Origin of the sequence: Methylobacterium sp. 77 (genome assembly GCF_000372825.1) — a bacterium.
Taxonomy (GTDB): Bacteria; Pseudomonadota; Alphaproteobacteria; order Rhizobiales; family Beijerinckiaceae; genus Methylobacterium.
In genome coordinates this window covers 1,038,589-1,064,132 of sequence record NZ_KB910516.1, presented here as the reverse complement: position 1 = coordinate 1,064,132, position 25,544 = coordinate 1,038,589, and the positions used below count along the sequence as shown (strand labels likewise).

Here is a 25,544-nt window from a genome sequence, read left to right as displayed (position 1 = left end):
CGATCAGGAAAACCGGCAGATCGTCAAAACTCGAACGTCGTCAGAACTTGCACGTCGTCTCGGGCAGATCGACGCCGAGCGTATCGAGGGGCGTGCGCTGGTGGGTGAATCCCTGTTCGGGCGCTACGGTGACCATGGCTTTGGGCTGAACCACGATGATCGGCTGGCGTAGCTGATGATCCCAGGGCCGGTAGTTCAGCGAGACGCCCTTGTAGGCCGGCAGGCTGAAGGCAGGGTCGGCGAAATAGGCCGAGAGAACGGCCGGGTCGGCGGTCTTCTTCTGTGTCGCCGCCTCGCCCACCGAGCGCACGGCCGCCCAGACCTGATAGTCGAGCGGGCGCATCAACCGGCCCGAAAGGCGCCGGAATCGGTTCTGTGCCTGCGCCGCGCCCCAGGTCTCCAGGGTTGGATGCCAGGTGGCGGCGATGAGACCTTGGGTCCCCGCGACGGGACGGGGGTCCACCGTGCGGAAAGGAACGTAGTCGCCCCAATCATTGGCCTCGTCGGCGACGATGGCGAGGTCGTAATCGACGCCGCGGGTGAAGACCATCGCCTCCGAGCGGGTCGGCGTGTCCCCGCGCGCCTTGGCGAGCGGCCCGAAGGTCCAGGGCTTCTCGGCCGTGATCTTCAGCGAGAACTTCTTCGCCGAGGCCCTGAACGCATCGGCATAGAGCTTGTCGTTGTCCTGGGGGCCGATGATCAGGAACATCTTGCGCCAGCGCATCAGCGTGAAGAACTGCGCCAGCGCATCGGTCTGCATCGCCCGGCTGGGGATGACGTGGAAGACGTTCTTCCGGCAATCGGCTCCGCGCAGGCGGTCGTCGGGGGCGGCCGTGTTGAAGATCGTCACGCCCTCCCCCTTGATCGCGTCGGCGACAGCCAGGACCTCGTCGGCCGGCAGCGCCAGGACGAGATAGCGGATCCCCTTGCCCACGAGATCGCGGGCGGCATCGATCGCGCTTTTCCCGTCCGTGAGGGCGACCTCGTCGAGGGCGTAGGTCTGCTTGGTGAAGCGCCCCGTCGTGTTGTTGTCCTTGATCGCCATGCGAGCGCCCGCGACGCCCTCATCCTCCGGCGCGGCTTCCGCATCGTAGGAGGAGGGCGCGATTTCCGGCCGGTAGATCAGACCGATATGGGTATCGCCCGAGGGCGCGTCCGCCGCTTGCGCGGAGGCCGGAGGTTCCTGCGCCGATGCAGGGCCTGCGAGGGACACCGTGCCGCCGAGGCCGAGCGTGAGGGCGAGGGCGGTGGATCGGGAAAAGAGCAATGCGTTCATGAGGTCGGCACGCTAACAACATTGCGCGCATGCGCTCAATCACGGAAGCATAAGGGAATGCTAAGGCTCGGCGCCGCGTCGCCCACCCGCCGGGGCGCGATCCGATCCATTCAGGACCGAGGCGCGGATCTCCGATTTGCACGCCTTGCCAAATCCGGGCACTGCTCGACTTTCAAGGCATGGGCGCGGTGTTCGCCGCAGGCCGCATCGATCGTGACACAGGTTCGCCATGTCCTTAATCCGCTCTGGACGCGCCACGTCCCTCGCCACGTCCCTCGCCGCCGCGCTCGCCCTCGTCCCGGCTCTGGCAGGGCCGGCAGCGGCAGCGCCGGACAAAGCCGCGATCTTCGGGATCGAGCTCAACGATCCGGGCGTCGTCGGCGGTCGCAAGGCCCGGCCGGACGAGGTTCGCCGCCTCGCGCTGGTCACGGAGGAGTTGCGCAAGGCGCTCGTCGCCGGCGGGGCCGTGGAGGATGTGGACGTGTCGCCGCAGGCCGTCGAGATCACCAAGCAGGCGCCCCTGTTCAAGTGCGAGGGATGCGCCGCCACCATCGCCAAGACCCTGGGCGCCAATCTCGCCGTGAACGGTTACGTCGAGAAGGGGTCCAACCAGATCTTCAATCTCTATGTCCTGATCTCGGATACCGCGACCGGAAAGGTCGTGCGCGGCGGACAGGTCGTGATCCGGGCCGATACCGACGACACATGGGCCCATGCGATGCGATGGGTGGTCAAGAACCGTCTTCTGGCCGAACCCTTGCCCAACCGATCCTGAATCTCCGTTGCCGAAGTTTGTGCTCGAGAAGTCCACGTTGAAACCGATGTCACCGCAAGCAAACCCGCGTCCCCGCCTTCTCGTCAGCGTCCGCGATGCGGGCGAAGCCGCGATGGCCATGGCGGCGGGCGCCGACCTGGTCGACGCCAAGGATCCCGAACGCGGCGCTCTCGGCGCCCTGCCGACGGAGACGGTCCGAGCCATCGTCGCGGCCATCGCGGGCAAGGCCGTCAGCAGCGCCGTTGCCGGCGAGCCGATGGACGCTTCCTCGCTGGCCACCGACGTGGCGGCGATGGCGGCGACCGGGATCGGCTACGTCAAGGTTGCGGTCAGGCCTGACTTCGACGCCGCCGCCCTCGCCGCCGCCGCGCAGGCGGCTCCCGGTCGGCTGATCGCGGTCCTCTTCGCCGAAGTGCCGATCCCGGAGGATCTGGTCGCCCGTCTCGCCGAGGCCGGATTCGCCGGGGTGATGATCGATACCGCGGGCAAGGATGGCCGGCGCCTCACCGATCTCCTGCCCGCCTCTCGCCTCTCCGCCTTCGCCCGAAAGGCGCGCGATCACGGCCTGCTCTCCGGCCTCGCGGGATCGCTGGCCATTGCCGACATCGCGATCCTCGCGGCGCACGGACCGGATTATCTCGGTTTTCGCGGCGGCCTCTGCGACCGGAGCGACCGCACGCGCGGCCTCGATCCCGAGCGCGTGGCCCTGGCCGTTCGCGCTCTTCGCGAGCTCGACCGGCGGGACGCCGCATGATGGGCGCGCGCGCCGATGTGGTGAAGCTCGGCGGCAGCCTGCTGTCGGAGCCCGAGCGCTTGAGGAGCGTCCTCGCCGACTTGCGGAATGGGAAAGAGGGCCCCTGTGTCATCGTCCCGGGCGGTGGCCCGTTCGCCGATGCGGTGCGGCTGGTCCAGGGGCGACTTGCGTTGTCTGACGCCCTCGCCCATCGCCTCGCCCTCGAGGCCATGGGTCGGATGGCGGAGGTGTTCCGCGAGATCGAGCCGCGCTTGTCCATCGTGCGCAGCGTGGCCGAGGCCAGCTCGGCCGAAGCACCCTGCATCTGGGACCCGGTCGCGCTGAAGGCCGGCCATCGGGCCATTGCCGAGAGCTGGAACGTCAGTTCGGACAGCCTCGCCCTCTGGCTCGCCACCGAGCTCCAGGCGCCTCGCTGCATCCTGGTGAAATCCATCGACCGGCCGGCGGGGGCAAGCCTGTCCGATCTCGCTCGGTCGGGGCTGGTGGATGCGGCCTTTCCCGACTTCGCCGCTTCCTACGCTGGCGAGATCGTGATCCGCGGCCCCGGCTTCGGCATCGTAAAGGCCGCCGCGTGAGCGCGTCCGAGCACCTCGTCTTCATTACCGGCCGGATGGCGAAGGCGCGCCTGGAGAAGGTCGCGTCCACTCTGCCGACCGAGCGTTTCACCTGGAGCATCGCCGATGCCGGGGTGAAGGTCGCCGCCCTGATGACCGAGGAGATCATCCGACGTCGCGTGACGATCCCCGAGGGCGCGACCCGCATCGTCCTGCCCGGCCGTTGCCGCGCCAACCCGGAGGCGCTGTCCGTGCATTTCGGGCTGCCGGTGGAGCGAGGCCCGGACGAGGTGGTCGACCTGCCGGCCTATCTCGGTCTCGCCGGACGAAAACCGGACCTGTCGCGCCACGACCTGCGCATCTTCTCCGAGATCGTCGACGCCTCGAAGATGACGCCCGACCAGATCCTGGAGAAAGGACTCGATCTGGCCCGCAGGGGCGCCGACGTGATCGATCTCGGTGGTCTGCCCGACACTGCCTTTCCCCATCTCGAAGACTGCGTGCGCCTCTTGAAAGATGCCGGGCTGAAGGTGAGCGTCGATTCCTTCTCCCTCGACGAACTGACCCGCGGCGCGAAGGCCGGAGCCGACTACCTGCTGAGCCTCAACGAGGAGACACTCGATCTCGCCTTCGAGACCGACGCCGTGCCGATCCTCGTGCCGATGCGGCCCGACGACCTGCCCTCCCTCGACCGCGCCATCGAGCGCATGGAGAAGGCCGGCCGGCCCTACATGGCCGACCCGATCCTGGAGCCGATCCATTTCGGCTTCGTCGAATCGATCACCCGCTATCATGAGACGCGGAAACGATGGCCCGGCATCGAGATGATGATGGGGACGGGCAACCTCACCGAACTCACCGAGGCCGACAGCCTCGGCGTCACCGCCCTCCTCGTCGGCATGTGCTCGGAGCTGTCGATCCGCAACGTCCTGATCGTGCAGGTCTCCAACCATACCCGGCGCACGGTGGAGGAGCATGACGCCGCCCGCCGTGTGATGTTTGCGGCCAAGGCCGATTCCGCGCTGCCGAAGGGCTACGGACGCCAGTTGCTGGCCTTGCACGACAAGCGTCCCTTCGTGCAGACCCCGGACGAGATTGCTGCCCAGGCGGCGGAGGTGCGCGACCCGAACTACCGCATCGCGGTGGCCGAGGACGGCATCCATGCCTTCAACCGCGACGTCCACACGATCGGCACCGACGCGATGGCCTTCTTTCCCGATCTCGACGTCGCCACCGACGGTGCCCACGCCTTCTATCTCGGTGGCGAGCTGACCAAGGCCGAGACGGCCTGGCGCCTCGGCAAGCGCTACGTCCAGGACGAGCCGCTGCGCTGGGGCATTGCCGCCGACGAGGAGGCCGAGGACACCACCGCCTTCAAGAAGGCCGGGCATACGAAGCATTCCGGCCCCGATGGCCTGGCGCGCGCCACTCGGGATGCCGTGCCGGCGGAGGCGGGTGCAGGCCGGCCGGAGACGATCGGGCCCGCTCAGGCGCGAGGGGGTGATGCCCTCGCGGACGAGGGTGGACGCATCGTCTGCGGCAAGCTCGTGCCGAACGACAAGCTCGTGCCGAGCGGCGAGGCCTGATACTATGCCGCTGATCCTCGAGACCATCGTCACCACGACCTCGCCGTCCGGCGACCTGCAGCTCGTGCCCTTCGGACTGATCCGAGAGGGGGACGAGTGGGTGCTCGCCCCGTTCCGGCCCTCGCCGACCATCCTCAATCTCGACGCCAATCCGGTTTTCGCCGCATCGAGCCCCAGCGACGTGCGGGTGATCGCGGGCGCGGTCACCGGGCGGCGCGAGTGGGCGACCCTCCCCTGCGACCGGATTGCCGGCCGGCGCCTCGCCGAGAGCTTCGGCCATGCCGAGTTCGAGGTGATCGGGGTGGAGGACGATGCGACGCGCCCGCGTTATCGCGGGCGCATGGTACACTCGGCCAGCCACATGCCGTTCATCGGCTACAACCGGGCGCAGGCGGCGGTGCTGGAGGCGGCGATCCTGTCGACCCGCCTGCACATGCTGGAGCCGGACAAGATCCTGACGGAGATGCGCTACCACGCCATCGCGATATCCAAGACAGCCGGGCCCGAAGAACGCGAGGCCTGGGACTGGATCGAGGACAAGGTCGCCGCCGCCCTCGGGCGCGACGAGCGTGTTCTCGCGAGAGCCCCCGAAGCACCCTAGAATGTGCGATCCCAAGGAGACAGGGTTGATGAGATTCAAGACGCTGGCCGCTGTGGCGGCGCTCGCTACGGTGTCCTACGCGGCGCAGGCCCACGGCCCGACCCGCCAGAAGGTTTCCGAGTCGATCGAGATCAACGCTCCGGCCGACAAGGTCTGGGCACTGGTCGGCAATTTCCAGGACGCGAGCTGGATCCCGGTGGTCGAGAAGACCGAGGGTAAGGGCGGCAACGAGGCCAAGGCCACCCGCATCGTGACGCTCAAGGGCGGCGCCACCGTCGAGGAGGAACTCGGCAAATACGATGCCGAGAAGAAGAGCTACATGTACCGGATCACCAAGGTGGACGTGAAGACGTTGCCGGTGAACGACTATTCCTCGACCATCGAGCTCGAAGGCGACGGCGCCAAGACCAAGGTCACCTGGCGCGGTGCGTTCTATCGCGGCTACATGAACAACGATCCGCCGCCGGACCTCTCCGACGAGGCTTCCAAGAAGGCCGTCCTCGGCCTCTACAAGGAAGGGCTGGAGAACCTGAAGGCGAAGGCCGAAAAGGGCTCCTGAATTCCACGACCAGACTTCTCGTCACGAGACTTGGATATTCATCCAGGTCTCCACGTCTCCCCTCCCCATGAGGAGGGAGACGGCCTCGGGCGCCACGTCGTGCCCGAGGCAATCCTAAATTGAGCCGCAGCGCCGGCGAGGGGACAGTTCCGGATGAGAGTCTTTCGGTGCCGCCCCCTCACCTTCGGCTTCAGCCCGGCCCGGCCGACGACATGTTCGGCCGAGCCATCTCCCCGCAAGCGGGGCGAGACATTGCCGCGTCGATCCGATTCGATCGCCCGGACGGTGGGGGCTCCCCTTCTCGCCCTGATTCTGACTATGGCTCCGGCCCTCGCCGACGAAGCTCTCGTCACGGCGCAGGGAGCGAACATCCTCGCCGTGGTCGATCTCGACACGCAGATCGTCGTCGCACAGATCCCCGTCGACGGCGCGCCGGCCGGCATTGCCGTGTCGCCCGATCGCAAGACTGCCTATGTCACCCGCCCCGAAGGCCACGGCCTCGCCGTGGTGGACCTCGATGCACGAACGGTGACGAGCACTCTCCCCCTGCCCGGTGGCCCCCTCGGTGTCGCCGTCAATCCGAAGTCCGGCGCGGTCTACGTGGCCGACTGGTATGGAAGCCGGATCTTCGTGATCTCGCCGGACGGCTCGAAGCTCGAGACCGAGATCCAGGTCGGCGCCTCGCCCTCGGGCATCGCGGTCACGCCGGACGGCGCCACGATCCTGGTCGCCAACCGCGAGGGCAATTCCGTCTCCGTCGTCGATACCGCGACGGCCACCGAGACGGTGAAGATCCCGGTCGGAGAGCACCCGTTCGGCATCACCCTCGATGAGACCGGCACCCGCGCCTACACCGCCAACGTCACCTCCAATGACGTCTCCGTCATCGACGTCGCCGAGCGTCGCGAGTTCGGCCGGGTGACCACCGGCGAGCGGCCCTATGTGGTGGCGCTCACCGCTACGCGCGGCTTCGTCACCGACCAGTATTCGAACACCGTCACGGTGTTCAACTTGAAGACCCTCACCAACGTGGCGGCCATCGACGTCGGTGACCACCCGGAGGGCATCGCCGCCTCCCGCGACGGCAGTCGCCTCTACGTGACGAACTGGGGCTCCAACACCCTGGGCATCATCGATGCCACGACCTTGAAGCTAATTGCGGACATTCCGGTGCCGGACGGGCCGCGCTCGTTCGGGGACTTCCTGCGGTAGGAGCAGCGGACGGAACGCGCGGCTTTTGCGTCTTGCCTCGGGGCAGAGGTGGTCCGCGAAGCGGAACGGACGAGGGGAACGCCGCTTCCGGAGAAATAGCCCCCTCCTCCGGTCGCTCCGCAACCACCCTCCATCCTCGAAGGGGACGGAGGTCCATGGGGTTTATGCCGCCGGAGGCGGCCCATCGTCTTCGGGCTCGACCGGCGAGTTCAGGATATCCTCGAGCTCATCCACCAGCATGTCGATCTGGTCCTGGCTCGCCAGCACCTTGAGGGTCTGGCCGCTCTCGGTGGCGAGAGCCAGTTCGATCCCTCCACCGGAGCGCGTGGCGAGGATGCGGGCGAGTTTGTGCGTGGCGCTCATGCGGGTCTCCTGTTCGGTTCAGAGGCGGATCGGGTCGGCGGCCAGAAGGGCCACGGCGACGGCCGGACCGCAGGTGGAGGCCCAGTCGCCCCCTTCCTCGGCAAGCGACGGGGCGATCAGATCCGTGAGCGCCACGGACGGGCGTCCCAGGCGCTGGGCCAGGCGCTCGGCGAGGAACCTCCCCGCCCCGCAGACGATCAGGGGTGCGTCCGCTCCGATATCGGGGCGCGAGAGCAGGATCGCCGCCGCGTCGTGGAGCGGTCGCAACTGGCACTCCGCGAAATGGGCTGCGAGGGCCTTCCAATCGGCGCAGGTTCCCTCCGCATGGTCGCGACCGATCATCCGAGCCAGGCGGATCTCGGTCTCGGGGATCGACTTGCCCTTCATGTCGGCGCTGTGCTGCTGGTCGGCGCCCTCCGGCAGGTCTCCGGTGAGGCGGTAGACGTCCGCCGTGGTGGCGAAGGTCTCGGCCATCAGGCCGGTCCGCCGCCCCTTGAACGGCGCCGAGGCGGTAAAGGCGAGGACGGGCGTGCGGACTACGCCGGAATAGACAAGCTCGCCGGTTTCCAGTCGCTCGGCATCGCTGTAGCCGGTGGCGGCGGGCCGGCCACCGACGATGGGGATCAGGTCGGCGGTGGTGGAGCCGATATCGACGAGGAGCGCGTCGTTCACGTGGCGACCGACGAGGGCGGCGGTGGCGTGCCAGTTGGCCGATGCCACGTCCAGGGCCGAGCCCTTCGCCTCCTCGGCTGAAAGCAAACCGGCGCGGCCGCCATAGATCCGCACCGAGCCGGACAGATGTGCCTTCGCCCAGGCGGAGATCTGTGCCACGCCGTCCGTGCGGTCGGAGAAGCAATCGGTGAGCTCGCCCGTCATGGTCACGACGTGACCGGCCTCTCCGCGCGCCCAGTCGGGCAGTTGCGAGAAAGTCTCGTCGAGGGCGGGCAACCCACGCCAGAGGCGGCAGGGCGCCTGCACCACGGCCTCGATACGGCCGCTGCGAACCAGGGCCGCCTTGACATGGACCCCCCCGAGATCCCAGCCGATCACCGGGGCGTGCGTGGATGCGGCAGGCGTCACGGGCAGGTCCGTTGAAGGAGAAAAACGGGAATGAGGGACGAATTTCGGATCGTTCCGGTGATCGACCTGCGCCACGGGGAAGTGGTGCGGGCGAGAGCCGGCGATCGCGCCTCCTATGCCCCGATCGTGACGCCCTTGGCAAAGGGGTCGTCGCCCGGCGAGGTCGCGCGAGGGCTGGTGGCCGCCATCGCCGCAGCGACCCTCTATGTGGCCGACCTCGATGCGATCATCGACGGCAAGGCGCCCGATCTGCGAAGTCTGGCGCGAATCGCGAGGAGCTGTCCCGGCATCGGGCTCTGGGTCGATGCCGGGTTCTCGGACGCGCCGGGTGTCGATGCCTTCCTGAGTGAAGGACTGGGCCGTCCTGTGATCGGCAGCGAGAGCCAGACGGATGCCGTTTTGGTGAGGGCCCTCGGCGACCGTGCCGTGTTCTCCGTCGACACCAGGGGCGCGGAGCGGATGGGGCCGGCGACCCTGCATGACGAGCCGGGGCACTGGCCCTCCGAGGTCATCGTGATGACCTTGAGCCGGGTCGGCGCCGGGGCCGGGCCGGACCTCGCCCGACTGTCGGAGATCAGGCGGATCAGCCCTGCGACGCGGCTCTACGCGGCCGGGGGCGTGCGCGGGCCCGAGGATGTCGTCGCGCTCGAAGCGATTGGCGTTGCCGGGGCGCTGGTGGCCTCCGCGATTCACGACGGAACGCTGCGTGGATGAGCCGGCGGAGACATAAAAAAACGAGGCGGCCGAAGCCGCCTCGTTTCATGTTTCATCGTCCGAGGAAGATGGAAGCCAGTCGCTGGAGCAGGCCCCGCGGTGCGGGCGGAGGCACGCTCTGCCCAGGACTGTCCCCAATCTAAGCGTTCGACGCGAAGGGGTGCGAAGCGGAGTTGCGCTGCTCGGTAGCATGGGCAGCGGTGGGCTCGCCCTTCACGGCGCGCTCGATCGACAGCTTGACGGCGTCGTAGTTGTACTTCTGGATCTTGGCGTCGTCGGCAGCTTCCCAGTGGATGAACACGCCGACCAGGATGAACAGGTCGTCGGCTTCGTCGGCGGGGATGATGCCTTCAGCGACGGCATCCTGCACGGCCTTGGCGACGCCGTGCTGGGCGGGGCCGAACATCTGGACGGCCTGACGGGCGTCGTTGATGGTGACCTTGTTGAACATCAGGGTGTTCGGCTTGCAGGGCAGGTTCGGCGCGATGACCGCGAGCAGGCTGGTGAAGCCGTGCTTGTTGTTCACGAGGCCGTTGCAGAAAGCCGTCTCGGCCGGCGAACCGCGCGGTCCGATGATGAGATCGATGTGAGCGACCTCGTTGCCGTCGCCGACGAGAGCCTCGCCGACCATAACTTTGTTGATCTTCGCCATGTGGGGTTTCTCCCAGGAGTCTTGAAAAGACGTGACCGCCCCCGAGCGTGTGGGCGCGGCCGACAGCTATCCTTGTTCACGGCGTCCAGCCCCAATGGGACCGGACCGGTTTGCCCGGATCGCGGCGCGGACCCTACTCTGGGGTCTCGGCCGGAACAACCCTGCAGGGGGGGCGTAACCGAGCAAAATCTTTGCCTGACGGGGGGTTGAACACGCAACAACACTGATTAGGGCGCGCGACACAGCAGCCGCGCAGCCGATTTCAGGGAGTTGCTGTCTCACCTGCGAACAACCGGTCGGCGAAGAGGGTGGCCACCGTCATGTCCGCGCTGGTTCCGGGATTGAGATTCTCCGCCTTCCACGAGCGATCTCGCGCGAGGAGCTCGGAGATGGGAGGCACGGAAAGATCGAGGGCGAGCAGTGCCTCCGCCTCGAGGCGGAGGGCTTCGGCGCGTTCCGTCCCATGCTTGCGCGCAACGTGACTGTCGGGAACCGAACCGAGGTAGGCGAGGAAGACGGCCGTGGTGCTCCAGGGAGGCGCAAGCCCCTTCGCGCGCGCTGCCGACAGGGCTGGCAGGCCGATGGTGAAGAGATCCGCAAAACCGGTCACGTAGGCGCGGGCGATCCGATCGCGAGGGGCCGCCTCCGCCATGGCCGCGCTCAAGGAGGCTGGTGCCTCCGTCCCGGTCACGTCGTGGCGTTCGGCCTTGCCGAGGCCGCCGGGATTGGCGGCGCGGATCGCGGCGAAGACATCGGCGGCATCGGCTGGATCGAGCGTATCGAGAACTTGGAGCAGAGCCTCGCGCCATGTGCCGCCGCGGTCGGCAGCGAGCGCGAGGGGGGCGCATAGCAGTAGGATGCCGAGATTGGTGTTCTGGCCCACCGCGTGAAGGGTCGCTTCCATGGCGGCGAGCACGCGCCGGCCCACCCGTGCGCCGGGGGCTGCCAGATGGGGGGCGGAGACCGCGGCGCTGGTGACGAAATCCGCCACCGCCATGCGGTGGCCGTCGCCGAAGACGTGGACGTTGCCGGGCTTCAATGCATCGAGTTCGGCGAGGCAACTCGCCCGGTAGGCCTCCGCGATCGCGTCCGGCGACAGCCCGCTCATCCCTGTGCCGCCACGAGGCGCGGCGGCCTCGCCGCCCGTACCGCGTTGAGGAAGCCGCGCGCCACGGCCTGGGCGATATCGACCTCGGTGACCTGCTGTAGGCCGGACCAGGCCGGCATGGAATTGACCTCGAGAACGAGATAGCCGCCCTCCCCGTCTTCCACGAGATCGATGCCGGTATAGTCGACGCCGATGGCGGCGGCCGCGGATTCCGCGAGGTCGGCGGCCTTCGCCGGCATGGTCCAGGGCAGCGGACGGCCTCCGCGATGGACGTTGGTGATCCAGCCGTCGCCCTCGCGAATCATGGCGGCGATGGCCCTGCCCTCGCACACGAAGACGCGGTAATCGCGCCAGAGTCCGTCATTCCGCGCGATGTAGCGCTGGAGATAGTAGACGCGGGACACCGCCTCCTCGTCGGGCAGGTCGTCCGGCCGCTCGATCAGTTGCAGGCCCTCGCCCTGCGAGCCGAACAGCGGCTTCAGCACGAGCGGCCGGCCCGGTCCCGCCTCGCGGGCAACGCAGTCGGCGGCGGCGGCGCGGCTGGAGAAGACGAAGGTGTCGGGCGTCGGGAGGCCGGCCCTAGCGACGAGAAGACTCGTCATCGCCTTGTCCACCGAGCGTTCGATGGCGCTGGGCGAGTTCCACACCGTGACCCCGGATGCGACGAGGGCGTGGAGCACGCCGAGCCGCATGGTGGTCGCCTCGAAGGTGCCGCCGGCGATGGTCCGCAGCAGGACGCCGTCGGGCAACCCGGCGGAAAAGCCCGGCACCCGAAGCGGCTCGCCCGCGCCCGTGACCACAGCCACGTCGGCCAGCGAGAATAGCACCGGCTCGGCGCCGAGACTTTCGAGGGCGGCCTTCAGGCGTGCCTTGTGCCAGTTGCCGTTATCGGCCGCGAGCCCGATGCGCATGTTCTTCGCAACCTCGACGTCGATCCCTCTCCCCGGTGCGGGAAAGGGTGGCCCGCACAGCGGGTCCGGAAGGGGAGCTACGGTTCCGGACAGGGTTGTCCCTCTCCCGACCGCTCCGCGACACCCCTCCCCCCGGGGCGGGAGGGGTGAATGGCACGCCTCAGGTGAAGGAGGCTTCGACCAGGTCCGGCATCAGACGGCCACCGCGAAAACTTTTGCCGGTGGTGACCGAGGTGACGATGACCTCGGCCGGGCTGAAGAGGGCGCCGTCGATCTTGTAGAAATCGCCGTTCACGCGCGAGAAAATGTCGGCGAAGGGCGCGCCGTGATCGGCGGATGTGGTGGAGGGCAGCTGCTCGGCGAGCTGCTTGGCGTCGGCCTCGTCGGCCTCGACGAAGAGCTGCACCCGGCCGCCATAGATGATGGCGTCGTTGGTGCGGCCCATGGCCTGGATGAAGTCGGGATGCTGCGGCGAGAGCGGGGCCGAGCCGATGCCGTCGACGATTTTGTGGAGGTCGAAGCCGACGGTATGGGCCTTGTGCAGGGCGACTTCGAGCACGCGGGCGACGACCTGGGTCGAGCCGGCGAGTGACTGGGTGGGCGCATAGATGAAGGTCAGCGCATCCGCCGAAAGATTGCAGGCCTCGGCGACCTTGGCGATGACGGAGGCCGGCGGGCCGCTGGCGGCCTCGAGCACCAGCGCCGTCTGGCGGGCGCTGTCACGGTAGCCGAGCTCCTTGTAGAGATCCTCCACCACGGAGACGGCGCGGCCGGGGCCGGAGCCCAACGCGAAGAAGCCGGAATCGCCGGTCTCGTCGGCGAGGGACCAGCCTGCATATTGGCTGCCGAGGCAGGCCAGAACCGGATCGGCGGAATGCACCACGACGGAATAGGGCCAGGACGCGATCGGCCCGGTGGGGACGATCGATACGGTGCCGAGGCCGCCCAGGCAGATTTCGGCGATGCGCCGGCCCGCTTCGATTGAGCCGCGCACGGTGGCGCCGGCATCGACCATGCGCGCGCCGTTCTCGGTGGTGACGGACAGGCGCAGGGCCTCTGCGTCCGCCACGAGCTTCTCCACGAGGGGATTGGAAAGAGCGTTCAGGCTCGGCGTGGTCCGGAGCGTGGCGGGGGGATGGGTGGTCATCTGGCTTCCTCCGTCGTGGCGAGCAGGGTCCGCAGAGTGGCGGCCCGGACTCGCAATAGGTCTCGGGTGGCGGCCGAGTCCGGTCCTGTGGCGAACACGGTGCACAGAGGAGCATCGCGTGGCACGCAGGCGCCGGATTGTGGGCGGTCGCGAACGAAATCCGGCCAGTCGAAGGGCGGCATCGGCGCGTAGCCGGCTGCCGCGTAACAGATTTCGGTGGCCGCCGCATCCACCGGTGCGGCTTCGATTCGCGGCAAAACGCCGAGGCTCGCCTCGATATGCGCGGCCAGGAGCGGTGTGTGGCGGCGGTCGAGGATGTCGAGCGTGGCCCCCGGGCGCGGGTTGATCTCGGAGAGCCACCACCCGTCTTCCGAGACGAGGATGTCGGCACTGCCGAGACCGCACAACCCGGTCTCGGCGACGATTCCGGCGATGGCGGCCCCGATGCCGACGAGCGTGGCGGCGGTCAGGATCGGTGCCTCGTGGGCCGCGCGTTCGAGGGCTCCAGCGTAGCGGAAGGGACGCAGCGGTGACGGCGCGCTCCATTGCTCGGTCGTCGCCAGGATCGCCGCCTCGCGCCCGTCGGCGAGGAAGGCCACCGCGCGGGCATATCCGCCGACCCGCCGCTGGAAATAGGCGCCGGGCGGAGCGCCCCCCATGCCCGCGGGGCGGATATGGCTGCCGCCCGAACCGCCCGCGCGCTTGACGAGCCAGTCCGAACGGTCCGCCAGGGGCGCACGCGTCACCTCGGGATGCGGGATCGACAACCGCGCGCAGAGAGCGGCGAACGCGAGCGGGTCTTTCAGTGTCCGGACCGAATCTGGCGTGGCGCCCAGGAGTCTGTGGCTCCGGCCGATTCTCTCCATCAGCCCCGGCGCCGTCTCGAAGCCGCTTCCGAGTACGATTCCAATGGGTGATCGACCTGCCAAGGCGGCGAGAGAATCGAGCCCGGCGAGCAATCCCTCCCCCGCGAGCCCGTCACCGAAGCGACCCGTGGCAGGGCGATAGCCTTCGGCGAGGGCGAGGGTGTCGGCATCGCCGAAGAGGTCGAGCACGTAAGGACGGAGGCCCGCCCGACGTGCGGCCAGCGCCAGCGCCCGCCCGGACTGGGCCGCGATGAGGATCGCCTCGCCATGGCGAGGCGATCTGGACACGGTATCTGCCAACGGAGCGGCTCCCAGCAGATCACCTCATGCTCGGATGCCGCAGCGAAGTGGAGGCCTCGAACGAGGCTTCCTTGTTTGCGCCGAGACAGCTCGAGGTCTCCTTCGAAGCCTACTTTCGTGGGCATCTCAGGATGAGGACGAGATGAGGATCAGAAAGCGGCGGACGTTGTCAGCCCGCCACCTCCACGGCGACCTTGTAGGCGTCGCGGAAGTCGAGGCAGAGCGGTTCGCTGGCATCGAGCATCTGGCGGAACAGCCGCGACTGGGTCTGGTACTTGACGTTGCCGACCGCGAGCGCGCCGATGCCGATGCCCTTGCCGGTGGGCAGCGCCACGTCCTTGGCGTTCACGTCGATCCCGGCGATCCCGGCCGGCGGCACCGCGTTCACGTCGGAGGCGACGAGCAGCTTCGACGCGGATTCGAGATCCGCAGCCGACAGGATCGGGATGCCGGCCGGGCCGGCCGAGAGGATCACGTCGGCCTCCGCGATGGCGGCCCGGCGTGCGTCGGCGGTCGAACCGTCGACGGCGCCGACATCGATGCCGAAGCGCCATTTCATGGTGAAGGCGATCTTGCTGACGCGCTCCTCGCCGTCATGGCCGACGATGACGGTCTTGGCGCCTTCCAGCGCGCCGATCACCGCAGCCACGTAGGCGACGACGCCGGCTCCGCCGAAGATGACGATCCGCTTGCCCTTCAGGTCCGTGCCGAATTTGGCCTTCAGCGCACGGGTTACCTCTGCGACCATGGCCGCACCCGTGGTGAAGGAGCCGGCGGGATCGGCGATGATATGGTTGGCGAAGGGCGGCACCAGGGCCTTCTTCGCCCGGTCCATCATGTCGAGGGCGTCCTCGGCGTTCTTGCCGCCGATGAAGATGCCGGTGCGCGCGCCGTCCTGGGGAGCGCGGGAGAAGATCGAATCCTGCACCAGGGACGTCACGTCCGGCAGGGTCACGTCGGTGTAGGTCGCGATCGTCTCGAAACCAGCATCCACGGCCATGTTCACGTCGAACGGGCTCATGTGCTTGAGGGGCGTGAGCATATGCAGAATCGAGCGGGCCATCGTCTGTCTCCCTCCGCAAGTGTCCGACACCTTCTCAGGGTCGCCTCTTGCATGGTTTCTTTCCGAGTCTACTTCCAAACCGGCCGGGGCCGGGGTGGTCAAGCGTCGCTGATGCGCCCGGTTCCCTTAAAGTCGCGTCACCGACGCACCGCTGTTGCGTCCGCGCGTGATCACGAAACGCAGGCCGGGTCGTTCGAGGGAGGCTTTTAGAGCCTGGGCCTCGGCCTCCGAAGCAACCAATGCGAAGCCCGTCGGTCCCCATGAACTCTGACCGTAGCCGGCCACTCCCTGCGCAGCGATCGCCGCGAGTACCTCCGCCACCGCGGGGCTCGCGTAGCGCCCCCCCTGATGGGGCGCGAAATGGTCGCCGATCAGTCGCTGGATCGTGGTGATTCCGGCCCCGTATCCGTCAGGCTCCGCAATGGCGACGGCAGGCAGGACCTGCATCAGCACGATCCGGCAGATTTCCGCGGCCTGCGCTTCCGGGAAGCGCGGCAGGTCGCGGAACGCTTCGACCTCTCGGGTGCCATGCACGCCGGTCATGCCTTCATCGAGGATCAGGACAATTCGCCAAGCGTCCGGGTAGGCGAGACGCGCGATCAGCGGCGGCGGTCCGTTGCTGGCGTCACGGCCTCCGTCGACGATGAAACCACCCTGGGTAAAAGCGGCGAGGCCGACGCCGGAGCGGTTGCCCCGGTCGAGGGCGTCGGCGAAGGCATCGGGCGAGAAGGGGCGGCCGTCGAGGGCGGCGAGGGCCGCGGCGACGCTGAGGGCGAGCTGCGTTCCCGAGCCGAAGCCGGCATGAGCTGGAATCGCTTCCTCCACGTGAATGGCGGCATGAGTCTCGATCCCGAGATGGCTCGCCGCCGCCTCTGCGTAGGCGCGGGCCCGCTTCGCCTCGAACCCCTCCACCTGAAGCGTCGCCGCCGGCCTCGCGGTGAGGTCGATGGACGGTGCGTCGACCGCGAGGCCGATGCTTCCGAACCGCCGGCCGAGGCCACCATGGAGATCGAGGAAGCCGAAATGCAGGCGTGCGGGCGCATGCACCCGGACCGCGCCCTGCGTCACCGGTCCCTGCCCTGCGGGCCGTTCGTCGGGGATCCGGTCCACAGCGAGCTCCTTAGATTGCGGAAAGCCATTACGGGCGTCTCATGCCCATCCCGATCCCGTCGGGCGATGACGGAATCGGAATGGGCATGAGACGCTTGGTCGCCGGCTTCTCCCACGGAGGGCCGATCGCTCGCAAGCGTCGACGAACATCGCCGGAGCCATCGCGTTCGAGCGATCGGCAGTGAGTATCGCTCGACAGATTCCCGGTTAGCGCCGGCCTCCACCCAGGGCAGGCCGGCCCGGCGGAAGTTTTGCGAGAGACGCGAATCCTGCCACGATGAGGGCTTGCTTGCCGTGCCTCGGCGATGCAAACGTGCCGGCCCACTAGGAATGGACTGGCGCAGTCCCGCCGTGCGCGACGCTGAATACAGCGCGTGCCGGGCCCTCGTTCTCCAAGGTGAAGGCATGGCTGCCTGGATAAAGGGTGGTGCAGCGGACGTGAGCGCGGCGGTGGAGGCCGCTGCCACTCTCCTCGCCGCAGCAAAGACGCCGATCGTGACGGGTTTGAGCGCGGATACGAGCGCGGTGCGCGCGGCCTATCATCTGGCCGGGATCATCGGTGCCTCCGTCGATCCCGTGGGCGGTGCCGGCCTCTATGCGGAACTCGGCCCGCTCAGCCAGTTCGGCAATCTCAACACGACGCCGGCAGAGGCGATCGGCCGTGCGGACGCCGTGCTGATCGTCGGCTTCCGTCCGTGGGACCGGCCGATCGTGCAGGAGATCGCCGCCTCCGCGCCGAGTCGCGGCCGCGCCGCCGGTTCCGAGCGCACGCTGCTCTCCCTCGGAGGCTCCGGCAATGGCGCGACCCGCCACGTGGCCTACCCCGCCGATACCGGCGGCCTCGCCGTCTCGGTGGCGCATCTGCGCGCCTACGTGAAGGGCAACCTTTCCGGAGAAGCCGCCTACGCCGATCTCGCCCGGCGCTTGACGACGGCCCAATACGGCGTCGTCCTCTACGATGCCGCCGAACTCGGCGAACTCGGCGTCGAGATGCTGCAGGGGCTGGTTCGTGACCTCAACGACCTGACGCGCTTTTTCGCGCTGTCCATCTCCGATGGGTTCCAGGGGCGTGCCGTGACGCAACTCGCATCCTGGACCACCGGGCAACCGCCGCGCGTCGGCTTCGGGCGCGACCTGCCCGAACACGATCCCTGGCGCTTCGACAGCGCGCGGCAGGTGGCGGCCGGTGAGGTCGATGCCGCCCTCTGGCTCGCATCCATCCCCGCCCCTCGTCCGGACTGGCTCGGCAGCCTGCCCGCCGTCGCCATCGTCGGCGAGGGCAGCCCCGAGGCTACGGGCGACGTCGCCGAGGTCGTCATCGCGGTCGGCGTGCCCGGCGAAACCGCCGGCGGCGCCATGTGGAACGAGCGCCGCGCAGCGATCACGTATTCGCCTCCCGCCGGCCAGCCGACGGACCTGACGGCGGCCGGCGTGCTCGCCGCCATCCAAGGGCGTCTCCAAGAACGCCTCATCCAGAAGAAAGGCGCCTCATGCTGATCCTGATCCAGGGTGGCCGGGTCGTCGATCCTACCGCCGACCGTGACGGTGTCGGCGACGTCTGGATCGAGGATGGCCGCGTCGTCGCCGCCTCCGAGCGCAAGCCCGACCGGACCATCGATGCCTCCGGTTGCGTCGTGATGGCGGGCGGCGTCGAGGTGCATTCGCATATCGCTGGCGGCAACGTGGTGATGAGTCGCCTGCTGCTGCCCGAGCTCTATGCCAGCGAGGCCGCGCCCGAGGGCCATCCCTTCGCCCATGCCGGCGGCTCGGCCGCCTGGATCGGCGCGAACTACGCGCGGATGGGCTACACGATCGCCGTCGAGCCCGCGATGCCGCCGACCAATGCGCTCGCGACCCAGCTCGAACTCGCCGACATCCCCCTGCTCGACCGCGGCGCCCTGACCGTGATGGGCAATGACGACCAGCTGCTCGATCTGCTGCGCCAGCGCGAGGGCAAGACGGCGGTACGCGACCTCGTCGCCCTTTCGGTCGCGACCTCCCGAGGCCTCGGCGTCAAGTGCATCAACGCGGGCGGTGCCTCGGCCTTCAAGGACGGGATGCTCAATCTCAGCCTCGACGAGGAGATTCCGGTCTACGGTCTCTCCACCCGCAAGATCATGAACGCCCTCCTCGACGCGGTCGAGGAGATCGGCGTGCCGCACCCGCTGCACGTCCACGCCAACAACCTCGGTATTCCCGGCGCCGACGATTCATTCGTGGCGACGATGGAGGCGGCAGAGGGCCGGCGCATCCATTTCGCCCACGCGCAATTCTACGCCTACGGGGCTGTCGATCCGGAGAATCCCGGCACCGGTGGCTTCCGCTCGGCCGCCCAGCGCATCACCGAGGCGATGGAGAAGCACCCCAACGCGACCTTCGACGTCGGCCAAGTGGCTTTCGGCCAGACCGTGACGATCTCGCTGGACGTCATCCGCCAGTTCGCCGGGCGCAAGGGCGCTAACCCGAAGAAATGGATCATCACGGCAGGTGACGCGGAAGGCGGCGGTATCGTGCCGTTCCTCTACAAGCCGCGCGGCCCGGTCAGCTCCCTGCAGTGGGCGATCGGCCTCGAGCTGATGCTGCTGTCCGGCGATCCCGAGCGCACCATCCTGACCACCGACCATCCCAATGGCGGTCCCTTCACCGAGTATCCGCGGATCATCCATCTGCTGATGGACAAGGAGGAGCGCGACCGCGAGATCGCCGGCCTGCACAAGGTCATCGCCGAGCGGTCCGGCCTGTGCGGGATCGAGCGGGAATACTCCTTCTCCGAGATCGCGCAGCTGACGCGCTCCGGCCCGGCCAAGCTTCTCGGCCTCGCCGATCGCGGCCATCTCCGCGAAGGCGCGCGCGCCGATGTCGCGATCTACCGCGACGACAGGAACCGCACCGCGATGTTCGCTCGCGCCAGGCTCGTCCTGAAGGACGGCGAGGTCATCGTGGAGGATGGCGAGATCGTGAACTGGCGGTCGGGCCGGACGCTTGAGCTCGTCGTCGAATCCGACAAGGCGATGGAGACACGCACCGACGCCTATCTCGACGCCCGCTTCGGCGCCGGCCTCGACAGCTTCACCGTGCCGGACGAGGCCTTCCCCGCGGGCGACGTGTTCGAGGACGTGGCATGTCGGGTTTGATGATGTCGAGTTTGATGACGATGCGTCGCGTGAGGACGGGTGACTGACCATGGCTGACCTCACCCTCAACGGCATCCCGGTGATCGACACCTTCGCCGAGGCGTTCGACGTCGCCGGCACGGCGCTGATCATCACCAACGACACTGCCAAATGGGCGATGATCGCCGCCGTGACCATGACCGGGTTCGCGACGTCGGTGATCGGCTGCGGCGCCGAGGCCGGGATCGATTGCGAGCTCTCGCCCGAGGAGACCCCGGACGGACGGCCCGGCGTACGCGTGCTGTTGTTCGGCTTCGAGCCGAACGGCCTCAAGGACCAGCTGCTGAAGCGCGTCGGCCAGTGCATCCTCACCTGCCCCGGCACGGCCTGCTACGCCGGTGTCGATGGCCCCCACAAGATCAAGCTCGGCGGCGCGATCCGCTATTTCGGAGACGGGTTCGCGGTGGCCAAGCGCCTCACGGACCCGGTCACCGGCAAGGCCCGGCGCTACTGGCGCGTGCCGGTGATGGACGGTGAGTTCCTCTGCGAGGATTTCGTCCGTGCCGTGGACGGCGCGGTGGGTGGCGGCAACCTGCTGTTCCTCGGTCGCACGCATGCCGAGACCCTTAAGGTCGCCGAGATCGCGGTGGATGCCGCCCGCTCGGTGCCGGATGTGATCCTGCCCTTTCCCGGCGGCATCGTCCGCTCCGGCTCGAAGGTCGGCGCGCGCACCAAGGGCATGATGGCCTCCACCAACGACGCCTATTGCCCGACCCTGAAAGGGCGGGCTGGCTCGGAACTCGCGGCCGAGGTCGGCGTGGTGCTGGAGATCGTCATCGACGGACTCACCTCGCGCTCGGTGGCCGAATCCATGCGCGCCGCCCTGCACGCTTCGACCGAGGCCGGTGCCGCGCACGGGCTGGTGGCGGTGACGGCCGGCAATTACGGCGGCAATCTCGGCCGCCACCATTATCACCTGAAGGACCTGCTCTCGAAAGAGCCGGCGAGCGAGGCTGGAGCGGCATGAGCACCCTCACCCTGCGCCAGGAGCCGCCGGAGCGGCTCGATTTCCTTCACGTGACGCCACTGTCGCTGAGCGGGCTGACAGAAGCCGAAGCGAGCAATCTCCCGGTCGGCACCAGCCGTCGCGGGCTGACGCTCGGCGATTGTTTTTCGGTGTCGCTCGACGGCTCCGACAGCCTGACCATCGAGGGCGGCTCATCCCGGCTCGACCAGGTCGGCGCGTCGCTCAGTGGCGGCACGATCCGCGTGCTCGGCGATGTCGGCCAGCGCCTCGGCGCCGGCATGGCGTCGGGCTCCATCACGGTGACGGGATCGGCGGGTCCCTATGCCGGGTCCGGAGCCAAGGGCGGCACGATCACGATCGAAGGCGATGCCGGGGATCACGCTGGCGGGGCGGTTTACGCCGCTAAGGCCGGGCTCGACGGCGCCACTCTGGTGATCCGCGGATCGGCCGGCGATTTTCTCGGCGACCGCATGCGGCGCGGCATGATCCTGGTCGGTGCCGCCGGCGCCCATGCCGGATCGCGGATGATCGCGGGCACGATCGCGGCCCTCTCCGTGGGCGACCATCCGGGCTACGGCATGCGGCGCGGCACGATCCTCGCCGGTGGGCACGGCGCCCTGAGCCCGAGTTTCGTCGAGACCGGAACCCACGACCTCGTGTTCCTACGGCTTCTCGCCCGCTCTCTGCGCGCATTGAGCCCAGCCCATGCCGATCTCGCAACCGGCGCGCTCAAGCGTTATTCGGGCGATCTCGCCACCCTCGGAAAGGGTGAGCTATGGGTCTCGGCCGGCTGATCGGGAGCCGGTCCCGTCACCGACGGATCGCCTCCGTCGGTGACGAAGACACGTCGCTCACGCCGTCGCATTCGTGACGATCAGCGCAGCCTGAGGTCCATGTTTCCGGCGGGGGATGGGCGCGGGACGATGCCGGACGACCGGCGGCTTCCGGCGATCGACCCCGTGGTCGCCGGGTCTTCGGCCAGTCTCGCCAATTGGGCGGATGTCGTCGATCCGGGCAGCGCCTTCGAGAGATAGAAACTCGCGCCGAATCCGACCGCCGTCAGGATGAGGGACACCTTGATCGCCCATGGCAGCAAGGTCGGCGCGGCGAGCCGGCTTTCTTCCAACGGCTCCGGCTTGGAGGAAGCGAACGGCCGGATCATGAAAATCGATGCATCGACAGGGATGTCCGTAGGGCTTCGCCACTGCTGAATGCCGTCTGCGACCGCTTGCGATACAAGATCGCCGGTTACGGTTAATTCCGCCTTACTGCGCCTGCGTGCCAGGGCACGATCCTGCGCCTGCACCGTCTCTGCCAAGGGCGAACGAGCGCCACTGACAGCGACCGCCGTGATAAAAATCCGGTCCTAACCCGCGTTCTGCAGAATTGTTCCGCTTAGACAGTCATTCTTGCAAATGGAGATGGGACGTCGTGGCAACGGATCTGGCTCGTCACGCAATTGTGTCCGGAAAGAGCCTGACGTGCGCCAGAACACACCGGCGGCCGCTCAATCCTCACCTGGACCTAACCTTTACCGTTCATTGACGGTGAGCCTTGTATTCGGTGAATGTTGTTGCAGGAATGCGACAGACCTCACCTCCGTCCGAGCCTACAAGCCACCCAGGCTCAATGCCCATCAGGACCCGAAACACAATGAAAAGACTGCTTCTCGCTACGACCGTCCTCGCCGGCCTGACCAGCGTCGCTTCGGCCGCCGATCTTCCGCGCCGCGCTGCCCCGCCGATCTTCGTGCCGGTGCCGGTGTTCACCTGGACGGGCGCTTACTTCGGTATCAACGCCGGCTACGGCTTCGATGCCGGCAGCAACAGCGACCGCTACAACCTGCCCACCGGCTCCGTGCTGAACTCGGGCGGCACCAACGGCGTGCTCGTCTCGAACAACAACAACAGCCTCGAAGGCTTCACCGGCGGTGGCCAGGTCGGCTACAACTACCAGTTCACCCCGGGTTCGGGTGTGGTCGTCGGTATCGAAGCTGACGCCCAGTACACCGACTTCGGCAACAAGTCGCGCGCCGGCACCTACACCTTCACCGGCACCCCCGGCGCCGCCTTCTCGGCTCCCGCCGCCACGGCTCTCCTGCCGGGCAACGAGATGAACTTCTTCGGCACCGTTCGCGGCCGTATCGGTTACGCCTTCGACCGCACCCTCGTGTACGGCACCGGCGGCTTCGCCTACGGCGACGGCGGTTCGGGCAGCAGCGATTTCCGCACCGGCTACGCTGCCGGCGGTGGTATCGAATACGCTCTCCCCACCGACTCGTTCTTCAACTTCTTCAAGTCCTCGGCCGTCACCCTGAAGGTCGAAGGCCTGTACGTGAACCTCGAGCAGGACGGCCGCGGCGCCCGTTCGGTGTTCAACCCCGCCACCAACGTCATCGCGCTCAGCCCCTCGGCTCGCGAGACCGAGTTCGCCGTCGTCCGCGCCGGCCTGAACTACAAGTTCGGCTCGTACTAGGCCGATCCGACCCGGCGATCGCGCGCTCCTTCGGGACCCGCGCGACCGTCGGGATGGTGCAAACGAAAAGCCCGGCCGAAAGGCCGGGCTTTTTTTCGTCGCGAACTAGGAGCGATCGGCTCCGTCCGGTCCCGTCGCATCGGCGGTGTCGAAAACGACGTCTGGACGCGTTCGCGCGGAGCGGGGATCGGCGCTCCGGTTCAGATGTCGAGGGCCGCTCCATCGGCGAAGGCGGCCCGTTCGGAGATGAAGGCGAAGCGCGCTTCGGGCTTGTTGCCCATCAGGCGCTCCACGGCGTCGCCGGTGGAATCCCGTGCCTCGTCGAGGACCGCGACGCGCAGGAGCGTGCGCTTCTTCGGGTCCATCGTGGTCTCCTTCAACTGCGCCGGCATCATCTCGCCCAGCCCCTTGAAGCGGCTGATCTCGACCTTGCCGCCCTTGAACGTGGTCTTGATGACCCGCTCCTTGTCGGCGTCGTCGCGGGCATAGACCGTCTTGGCGCCGTGGGTCAGCCGGTAGAGCGGCGGGATGGCGAGGTAGAGATGCCCCTTGTCGATCAGCTTGGGCATCTGCCGGTAGAAGAAGGTGATCAGCAGCGAGGCGATATGGGCGCCGTCCACATCCGCGTCGGTCATGATGATGACCTTCTCGTAGCGCAGATCCTCACCCTTGTAGCTGTTGCCCGTGCCGCAACCCAGCGCCTGGGTCAGATCGGAAATGAGCTGGTTGGCGCCCATCTTGTCCCGGCTCGCCGAGGCGACGTTGAGGATCTTTCCACGCAGCGGAAGAATGGCCTGGCTGGCGCGATCGCGCGCCTGCTTGGCCGATCCGCCGGCGGAATCGCCCTCGACGATGAAGATCTCGGAGCCTGCCGTTCCGGCCTTGGAACAGTCGGCGAGCTTGCCCGGAAGCCGCAGCTTGCGCGTGGCGGACTTGCGCGCGACCTCTTTCTCCTGGCGCCGGCGGACCCGCTCCTCGGCCCGGTCGATCACCCAGTCGAGGAGCTTGTTGGCCTGGGCCGGGGAGGCGGCGAGCCAATGGTCGAACGCGTCGCGGATCGCCGTCTCGACGATGCGCGACGCTTCCACCGTGGCGAGCTTGTCCTTGGTCTGGCCCTGGAATTCCGGCTCGCGGATGAAGACCGAGAGCATCGAGGCGCAGGTGGCCATGACGTCGTCGGTGGTGACGGAGGTCATGCGCTTGGCTTGGCCGACGCGCTCGGCATGTTCGCGCAAGGCCCGCAGTAGAGCGACGCGCAGGCCGCTCTCGTGGGTGCCGCCCTCGGCGGTGGGAATGGTGTTGCAGTAGGAGTGCGAGACCCCGTCCTCCACCACCATCCAGGCGACGGCCCATTCGAGGGAGCCGTGCCCGCCGGTTTTCGTGATCTTGCCCGAGAAGACCGCGTCCGTGACGAGTTCCTTGCCCTCAAGATCACGGGCGAGATAGTCGCGCAGGCCGCCGGGGAAGCGGTGCACGGTCTCGGCCGGCACGTCGGTCATGCCCTCGATCAGGGACGGCGCGCAGCGCCAGCGAATTTCGACACCGCCGAACAGGTAGGCCTTGGAACGGGCCATCTTGAACAGCCGGCGCGGATCGAACTTCAGTGCCCCGAAGATTTCCGAATCGGGATGGAAGCGCACCCGCGTGCCGCGCCGGTTCTGCACCCGGCCGACCTCCACGAGTGGCCCCTGCGCATGGCCGCGTGAAAAGGTCTGGCGGTAGAGCATCTGGCCGCGGGCGACCTCGACTTCGAGGATGTCCGAAAGGGCGTTGACCACCGAGATGCCGACGCCATGCAGGCCGCCCGATGTCTCGTAGACCTTCGAGTCGAACTTGCCGCCCGCATGGAGGGTGGTCATGATGACTTCGAGGGCGGATTTGCCGGGGAATTTCGGGTGCGGGTCCACCGGGATGCCGCGCCCGTTATCGGTGATCACGAGGTGACCGGTCGCTTCCAGTTCCACCTCGATGTAGCTGGCATGGCCCGCCACCGCCTCATCCATCGAGTTGTCGACCACCTCGGCGAAGAGATGGTGCAGGGCGCGTTCGTCGGTGCCGCCGATATACATGCCCGGCCGCCGCCGGACCGGCTCGAGGCCTTCCAGCACCTCGATCGACGAGGCATCGTAGCCGGCCTCGGCGGATTCGACGGGGAGCTTGTCGAGGGGGGCGCGGGTGGCGGAAGACGCTTTCGCGCCCCGCACGGGCGCCTGACCACCTGCGAACAGGTCGCTCGGCCGGCCGCCGGCTGGGGCCGCAACGGCCTGGCGTGAGGTCTCGCGCTGTGTCATCGATCAA

25 protein-coding genes are annotated in these 25,544 nt (G+C 68.0%); 13 read left to right on the top strand and 12 right to left on the bottom strand.

Annotated features, from left to right (window positions below; translation table 11 throughout):
* Positions 1–40: 40 nt before the first annotated feature.
* On the bottom strand, positions 41–1,276 hold the full coding sequence (locus A3OK_RS0104945) for an ABC transporter substrate-binding protein (RefSeq protein WP_019903828.1): 1,236 nt from the start codon (positions 1,274–1,276) through the stop codon (positions 41–43).
* A 229-nt stretch (positions 1,277–1,505) separates the two neighbouring features.
* Between A3OK_RS0104945 and A3OK_RS0104940 the strand changes: the two genes are divergently transcribed.
* The 7 genes from A3OK_RS0104940 to A3OK_RS0104910 all read left to right on the top strand — a co-directional run bounded on the left by A3OK_RS0104940 (position 1,506) and on the right by A3OK_RS0104910 (position 7,317).
* Positions 1,506–2,051, top strand: a complete 546-nt coding sequence (locus A3OK_RS0104940) for a DUF3280 domain-containing protein (RefSeq protein WP_019903827.1) — start codon at positions 1,506–1,508, stop codon at positions 2,049–2,051.
* Between the two features lie 46 nt (positions 2,052–2,097).
* On the top strand, positions 2,098–2,805 hold the full coding sequence (locus A3OK_RS0104935; protein WP_019903826.1) for a (5-formylfuran-3-yl)methyl phosphate synthase: 708 nt from the start codon (positions 2,098–2,100) through the stop codon (positions 2,803–2,805).
* Positions 2,802–3,380 carry a uridylate kinase gene (locus A3OK_RS0104930; protein WP_155911953.1) on the top strand — a complete coding sequence of 193 codons (579 nt, stop codon included), beginning with the start codon at positions 2,802–2,804 and terminating at the stop codon, positions 3,378–3,380. Before A3OK_RS0104935 ends, A3OK_RS0104930 begins: the two co-directional genes overlap by 4 nt.
* Positions 3,377–4,945, top strand: a complete 1,569-nt coding sequence (locus A3OK_RS0104925; RefSeq protein ID WP_026596949.1) for a DUF6513 domain-containing protein — start codon at positions 3,377–3,379, stop codon at positions 4,943–4,945. Before A3OK_RS0104930 ends, A3OK_RS0104925 begins: the two co-directional genes overlap by 4 nt.
* A 4-nt stretch (positions 4,946–4,949) precedes the next feature.
* Positions 4,950–5,546, top strand: a complete 597-nt coding sequence (locus tag A3OK_RS0104920) for a DUF447 domain-containing protein (protein WP_019903823.1) — start codon at positions 4,950–4,952, stop codon at positions 5,544–5,546.
* Positions 5,547–5,574: 28 nt separating this feature from the next.
* On the top strand, positions 5,575–6,105 hold the full coding sequence (locus A3OK_RS0104915) for an SRPBCC family protein (RefSeq protein ID WP_019903822.1): 531 nt from the start codon (positions 5,575–5,577) through the stop codon (positions 6,103–6,105).
* A gap of 318 nt (positions 6,106–6,423) precedes the next feature.
* Entirely contained in the window at positions 6,424–7,317 is an 894-nt protein-coding gene (locus A3OK_RS0104910) for a beta-propeller fold lactonase family protein (RefSeq protein WP_019903821.1), read from the top strand.
* Positions 7,318–7,479: 162 nt separating this feature from the next.
* Here the strand turns inward: A3OK_RS0104910 and A3OK_RS0104905 are convergent, their stop codons facing one another.
* A complete protein-coding gene (locus A3OK_RS0104905; protein ID WP_019903820.1) occupies positions 7,480–7,680 on the bottom strand; it encodes a hypothetical protein in 201 nt (66 codons plus the stop codon).
* 18 nt (positions 7,681–7,698) lie between these two features.
* Positions 7,699–8,760 (bottom strand): hydantoinase/oxoprolinase family protein, encoded by a 1,062-nt coding sequence (locus tag A3OK_RS0104900; RefSeq protein ID WP_019903819.1) that lies wholly within the window; start codon positions 8,758–8,760, stop codon positions 7,699–7,701.
* A gap of 30 nt (positions 8,761–8,790) precedes the next feature.
* Between A3OK_RS0104900 and A3OK_RS0104895 the strand changes: the two genes are divergently transcribed.
* On the top strand, positions 8,791–9,474 hold the full coding sequence (locus tag A3OK_RS0104895; RefSeq protein ID WP_019903818.1) for a HisA/HisF-related TIM barrel protein: 684 nt from the start codon (positions 8,791–8,793) through the stop codon (positions 9,472–9,474).
* A 139-nt stretch (positions 9,475–9,613) separates the two neighbouring features.
* Here A3OK_RS0104895 and fae read toward each other — a convergent pair whose 3' ends face one another.
* From fae to A3OK_RS0104860, 7 genes are all read right to left on the bottom strand, one after another.
* Positions 9,614–10,126: a formaldehyde-activating enzyme gene (fae, locus tag A3OK_RS0104890; RefSeq protein WP_019903817.1), complete on the bottom strand. Its 513-nt coding sequence runs from the start codon at positions 10,124–10,126 to the stop codon at positions 9,614–9,616.
* Positions 10,127–10,388: 262 nt separating this feature from the next.
* A complete protein-coding gene (locus A3OK_RS0104885) occupies positions 10,389–11,234 on the bottom strand; it encodes a triphosphoribosyl-dephospho-CoA synthase (RefSeq protein WP_019903816.1) in 846 nt (281 codons plus the stop codon).
* On the bottom strand, positions 11,231–12,145 hold the full coding sequence (locus tag A3OK_RS0104880; RefSeq protein ID WP_019903815.1) for a RimK family alpha-L-glutamate ligase: 915 nt from the start codon (positions 12,143–12,145) through the stop codon (positions 11,231–11,233). The genes A3OK_RS0104885 and A3OK_RS0104880 overlap by 4 nt, the downstream gene beginning before the upstream one ends.
* Before the next feature lie 160 nt (positions 12,146–12,305).
* On the bottom strand, positions 12,306–13,292 hold the full coding sequence (mch, locus tag A3OK_RS0104875; RefSeq protein ID WP_019903814.1) for a methenyltetrahydromethanopterin cyclohydrolase: 987 nt from the start codon (positions 13,290–13,292) through the stop codon (positions 12,306–12,308).
* The gene (locus A3OK_RS0104870) at positions 13,289–14,446 is read right to left on the bottom strand and encodes an ATP-grasp domain-containing protein (protein WP_245259312.1); all 1,158 of its coding nucleotides are present in this window, start codon (positions 14,444–14,446) and stop codon (positions 13,289–13,291) included. Before A3OK_RS0104870 ends, mch begins: the two co-directional genes overlap by 4 nt.
* Positions 14,447–14,627: 181 nt before the next feature.
* On the bottom strand, positions 14,628–15,521 hold the full coding sequence (locus tag A3OK_RS0104865; RefSeq protein ID WP_019903812.1) for an NAD(P)-dependent methylenetetrahydromethanopterin dehydrogenase: 894 nt from the start codon (positions 15,519–15,521) through the stop codon (positions 14,628–14,630).
* A gap of 126 nt (positions 15,522–15,647) precedes the next feature.
* Positions 15,648–16,631, bottom strand: a complete 984-nt coding sequence (locus A3OK_RS0104860; RefSeq protein ID WP_019903811.1) for a beta-ribofuranosylaminobenzene 5'-phosphate synthase family protein — start codon at positions 16,629–16,631, stop codon at positions 15,648–15,650.
* A gap of 405 nt (positions 16,632–17,036) precedes the next feature.
* Here A3OK_RS0104860 and A3OK_RS0104855 point away from each other — a divergent pair, with 405 nt between their 5' ends.
* From A3OK_RS0104855 to A3OK_RS0104840, 4 genes are read left to right on the top strand one after another with little or no spacing between them, the layout of a single operon-like run.
* Positions 17,037–18,128, top strand: a complete 1,092-nt coding sequence (locus A3OK_RS0104855) for a formyl transferase (protein WP_026596946.1) — start codon at positions 17,037–17,039, stop codon at positions 18,126–18,128.
* Entirely contained in the window at positions 18,122–19,765 is a 1,644-nt protein-coding gene (locus tag A3OK_RS0104850; protein WP_019903809.1) for a formylmethanofuran dehydrogenase subunit A, read from the top strand. Before A3OK_RS0104855 ends, A3OK_RS0104850 begins: the two co-directional genes overlap by 7 nt.
* Before the next feature lie 49 nt (positions 19,766–19,814).
* Positions 19,815–20,771 carry a formylmethanofuran--tetrahydromethanopterin N-formyltransferase gene (gene fhcD, locus A3OK_RS0104845; protein WP_019903808.1) on the top strand — a complete coding sequence of 319 codons (957 nt, stop codon included), beginning with the start codon at positions 19,815–19,817 and terminating at the stop codon, positions 20,769–20,771.
* On the top strand, positions 20,768–21,565 hold the full coding sequence (locus tag A3OK_RS0104840) for a formylmethanofuran dehydrogenase subunit C (protein ID WP_019903807.1): 798 nt from the start codon (positions 20,768–20,770) through the stop codon (positions 21,563–21,565). Before fhcD ends, A3OK_RS0104840 begins: the two co-directional genes overlap by 4 nt.
* A gap of 80 nt (positions 21,566–21,645) precedes the next feature.
* On the opposite strand, the gene A3OK_RS23890 is transcribed toward A3OK_RS0104840, so the two are convergent.
* Positions 21,646–22,089 (bottom strand): hypothetical protein, encoded by a 444-nt coding sequence (locus A3OK_RS23890; protein ID WP_155911952.1) that lies wholly within the window; start codon positions 22,087–22,089, stop codon positions 21,646–21,648.
* 335 nt (positions 22,090–22,424) lie between these two features.
* Here A3OK_RS23890 and A3OK_RS0104830 point away from each other — a divergent pair, with 335 nt between their 5' ends.
* Entirely contained in the window at positions 22,425–23,246 is an 822-nt protein-coding gene (locus A3OK_RS0104830) for a porin family protein (RefSeq protein WP_019903805.1), read from the top strand.
* Between the two features lie 200 nt (positions 23,247–23,446).
* Here the strand turns inward: A3OK_RS0104830 and parE are convergent, their stop codons facing one another.
* Complete coding sequence (gene parE / locus A3OK_RS0104825; protein WP_019903804.1) at positions 23,447–25,537, bottom strand: DNA topoisomerase IV subunit B; 2,091 nt, start codon at positions 25,535–25,537, stop codon at positions 23,447–23,449.
* Positions 25,538–25,544: the final 7 nt, after the last annotated feature.

Excerpts from the sequence above, each read along its gene's own strand:
- mch (WP_019903814.1), bottom strand. The coding sequence starts at position 13,292 with ATGACCACCCATCCCCCCGCCACGCTCCGGACCACGCCGAGCCTGAAC.
- A3OK_RS0104855 (WP_026596946.1), top strand. The coding sequence starts at position 17,037 with ATGGCTGCCTGGATAAAGGGTGGTGCAGCGGACGTGAGCGCGGCGGTG.
- fae (WP_019903817.1), bottom strand. The coding sequence starts at position 10,126 with ATGGCGAAGATCAACAAAGTTATGGTCGGCGAGGCTCTCGTCGGCGAC.
- A3OK_RS0104940 (WP_019903827.1), top strand. The coding sequence starts at position 1,506 with ATGTCCTTAATCCGCTCTGGACGCGCCACGTCCCTCGCCACGTCCCTC.
- A3OK_RS0104935 (WP_019903826.1), top strand. The coding sequence starts at position 2,098 with ATGTCACCGCAAGCAAACCCGCGTCCCCGCCTTCTCGTCAGCGTCCGC.
- A3OK_RS0104830 (WP_019903805.1), top strand. The coding sequence starts at position 22,425 with ATGAAAAGACTGCTTCTCGCTACGACCGTCCTCGCCGGCCTGACCAGC.
- A3OK_RS0104915 (WP_019903822.1), top strand. The coding sequence starts at position 5,575 with ATGAGATTCAAGACGCTGGCCGCTGTGGCGGCGCTCGCTACGGTGTCC.
- A3OK_RS0104840 (WP_019903807.1), top strand. The coding sequence starts at position 20,768 with ATGAGCACCCTCACCCTGCGCCAGGAGCCGCCGGAGCGGCTCGATTTC.
- parE (WP_019903804.1), bottom strand. The coding sequence starts at position 25,537 with ATGACACAGCGCGAGACCTCACGCCAGGCCGTTGCGGCCCCAGCCGGC.
- A3OK_RS0104920 (WP_019903823.1), top strand. The coding sequence starts at position 4,950 with ATGCCGCTGATCCTCGAGACCATCGTCACCACGACCTCGCCGTCCGGC.
- A3OK_RS0104945 (WP_019903828.1), bottom strand. The coding sequence starts at position 1,276 with ATGAACGCATTGCTCTTTTCCCGATCCACCGCCCTCGCCCTCACGCTC.
- A3OK_RS0104850 (WP_019903809.1), top strand. The coding sequence starts at position 18,122 with ATGCTGATCCTGATCCAGGGTGGCCGGGTCGTCGATCCTACCGCCGAC.
- A3OK_RS0104880 (WP_019903815.1), bottom strand. The coding sequence starts at position 12,145 with ATGCGCATCGGGCTCGCGGCCGATAACGGCAACTGGCACAAGGCACGC.
- A3OK_RS0104930 (WP_155911953.1), top strand. The coding sequence starts at position 2,802 with ATGATGGGCGCGCGCGCCGATGTGGTGAAGCTCGGCGGCAGCCTGCTG.
- A3OK_RS0104895 (WP_019903818.1), top strand. The coding sequence starts at position 8,791 with ATGAGGGACGAATTTCGGATCGTTCCGGTGATCGACCTGCGCCACGGG.
- fhcD (WP_019903808.1), top strand. The coding sequence starts at position 19,815 with ATGGCTGACCTCACCCTCAACGGCATCCCGGTGATCGACACCTTCGCC.
- A3OK_RS0104885 (WP_019903816.1), bottom strand. The coding sequence starts at position 11,234 with ATGAGCGGGCTGTCGCCGGACGCGATCGCGGAGGCCTACCGGGCGAGT.
- A3OK_RS0104905 (WP_019903820.1), bottom strand. The coding sequence starts at position 7,680 with ATGAGCGCCACGCACAAACTCGCCCGCATCCTCGCCACGCGCTCCGGT.
- A3OK_RS0104910 (WP_019903821.1), top strand. The coding sequence starts at position 6,424 with ATGGCTCCGGCCCTCGCCGACGAAGCTCTCGTCACGGCGCAGGGAGCG.
- A3OK_RS0104865 (WP_019903812.1), bottom strand. The coding sequence starts at position 15,521 with ATGGCCCGCTCGATTCTGCATATGCTCACGCCCCTCAAGCACATGAGC.